2 protein-coding genes are annotated in these 2,742 nt (G+C 43.8%); both read left to right on the plus strand.

Translation table 11 applies throughout. The features are described from left to right. Positions 1–189: hypothetical protein (locus KDK14_RS04940; RefSeq protein WP_257263907.1), on the plus strand; the 189-nt coding region annotated here is incomplete at its 5' end. A gap of 176 nt (positions 190–365) precedes the next feature. Then, positions 366–2,742: ankyrin repeat domain-containing protein (locus KDK14_RS04945; RefSeq protein ID WP_257263908.1), on the plus strand; the 2,377-nt coding region annotated here is incomplete at its 3' end.

Here is a 2,742-nt window from a genome sequence, read left to right on the forward strand (position 1 = left end):
GAGTGCCGGCACAAGGAGTCAGAAATATATGATTTCATATGGTTAGCTACTTACACCAAGCTAAAGTTCCCTTTCGGTTTGAAACCAAACCGACTTTTTTTGCAGATTGATCAGGCAAAAATGATTATGAATCTTACCCCGCCAAGCTCTCATGAAAGCCAACGCCGACCCTGTCAATTTGCAAACTGACTTTTAGTCACCCTGCACAACTGAAATGCCACACTGTCAAAGTGCAGTGCGAGCCGTTCATGCCCGGCACGGGAATTCTAACGACAATCGCCTTGTTAAAATTTTATTTTCTATGAAACTCTCTCTGCTTTTTTTTGTCTTACGCAATGAATTGGTTCGTAAAGTACGGTATAGCAATGAATAGTGTCAGGGACAGTGCGTCAGATTTATCCTTTAATTGTTCTCTATGTAAAAGTGACGACAGGTGTATCGGAGAACAGGGTGATCGACTGGTTAAAGCTTCTTGCCCGTCATCACACGTTTTCCACCTGAAATGCATCACCGAATGGCTTGTCAGTGAACAGCAGGCTGGAAAAAGCCTTGACCTGCGCGAATGCAGTGAATGCCAACAACTGTTATTGCCATTGATTCCCTTGCCAGGGAAAAGCAGTCATGACGAACAATCACGTTATTGGACGCCTCTGTACGAAGCTACCGATAAGAAAAAAACAGACACCGTCAAGGAAATTCTGGCCATTGCCCCCTCCGTTGCCTCCTGCATTGCCAAAGCCAGGAATGAAAATGGCGAAACGGCGTGGGATTTAGCTAAACATGAAGGCAACAAAGAGATCATGAAAGTTTTAGAGCACTTTGCTGATTCCCTGATCGATCATGAACAAGACAACAGTAGGCTCACAACCAACGTGAAGCTCGACGATACGGATAAAGCTGTCAAAACAGCTCAGGCTGGTTCCACTGCCACTAACGCTCCCGCCCCCACTGATAATGAAACTGCGATTGACTCTCGCAAAAGGCCATTGAATGACGCCCCGGATACTGACCCGGCACCACGGGAACAGACAAAAATTGAGTCATCCACTATTAGCAAAAACAGAGCTGCTCTGGCTGCTTATGCTGCTGAAACTGACAGTGAGAAATGCCTGAAATGGCTGGAATATCTAGTCGATGAGAAAATGAATATCGAACTGGCTGATGAGAGTGAGAAAACAGCCCTGCACTTTACTGCAAAGAAAGGGCACGAAATACCTCTGAGTTTTCTGATCCAAAATGGAGCGGATATAAACAAGCCTGACAACAGTGGAAAAACAGCGCTACAGTATGCTGCTGAGAAGGGCCAGATACAATGTCTGAAACATCTGATCTCTAAAGGAGCAGATATCAACCACACGGACGATAGTGGAAAAACAGCGCTGCATAATGCTGCCGAGAAGGGGCACGAACCATGCCTGGTATATCTAATCTCTAAAAATCTGATCTCTAAAAAGAGTATCAACCACTCAGACAACAGTGGAAAAACAGCCCTGCATTATGCTGCCGAGAACGGCCATGAACTCTGTCTGAAATCTCTGATCCCTAATGGAGCGGATATCAACCACTGCGACAACCGCGGAAAAACAGCGCTGCATTATGCTGCTGAGAAGCGCCAAAAACTATGCCTTGGATATCTAATCTCTCATAAAGCGAATATCAACCAAACTGACAACAGTGGAAAAACAGCCCTGCATTATGCAATTTTAAACAAGCATGAAGAATGCCTGGATAAATTATGCGAAAAAGATCAGCATATCTCGCCCGTTAATCGCAATCGCACCCTGCGATTTGCCATCGATGAAAATTATCACAGCACCAGCACAGAGAAACTGGTCAAAAAGATAGACCTGGATGAACAGGACGAAACTGACGGCAAAACACTCCTGCACTGCGCTGCAGAAAAAGGCAGCAACAATTACCTGGAAAAATTTCTGGCGAAAGTGGGCTCTGCAGAATCCATCAATCGTAAAGATCATGCAGGCAGGACACCCCTGCATTATGCCGCGCTGGAAGGGCAAAGCAGTTGCATTGAGTCACTACTGTTTGAAGTACATGAGGAAGAAGTCAAACAGATGCTGTGCAAAAATAAAGTCAAGAAAAAAAAGTATGTGCGCAAAGAATTAACATGCATCAATGATAAAGATAATAATGGCGACACGGCATTGCTCCTGGCTGCTCAACACAGTCATAAAGCATGCGTAAAAGAGCTAATAGAGGCTCAGGCTAATGTGCAGAAAAAAAATGAATCCGGTATGACGCTACTGCATTATATAGCCGAATCAGAGCAAAAAATTGACTGGCTGGATATTAAACGTTACCAGTATTCCAAAGCAGATGTTACGACATCGGATTCAAAAGGGAATACTCCGTTGCACTATGCAGCTTATCACGGTAATAAAGTATTTCTGAAAAAGATTTATAAAGAATTTAATAAAGAAGTAAATTTCAAGACTACGACTAATGATAAAGGAGCTTCACTACTGCATTTGGCTATTCAGGGAGACCAACACGATTGCCTGATAAAACTGCTCAAATTCATAAAACCAGACGACGGCGGGTTTTCAAGGTTATTTCTGTATGCTGCAGCGCATGGCAAAATCAACTGCCTGAGGAGGCTTAAAGACGATTTCAAAACCAGGATAGATATTAATCACCAGGGTCAAAATAACATGACCCCATTGCACTATGTCGTAAAAGATAGCTGCTGGGTCGTAAAAGATAGCTGCTGGGTCGTAAAAGATA

The sequence above is a fragment of the Endozoicomonas sp. ONNA2 genome (assembly GCF_024606365.1).
GTDB lineage: Bacteria > Pseudomonadota > Gammaproteobacteria > Pseudomonadales > Endozoicomonadaceae > Endozoicomonas.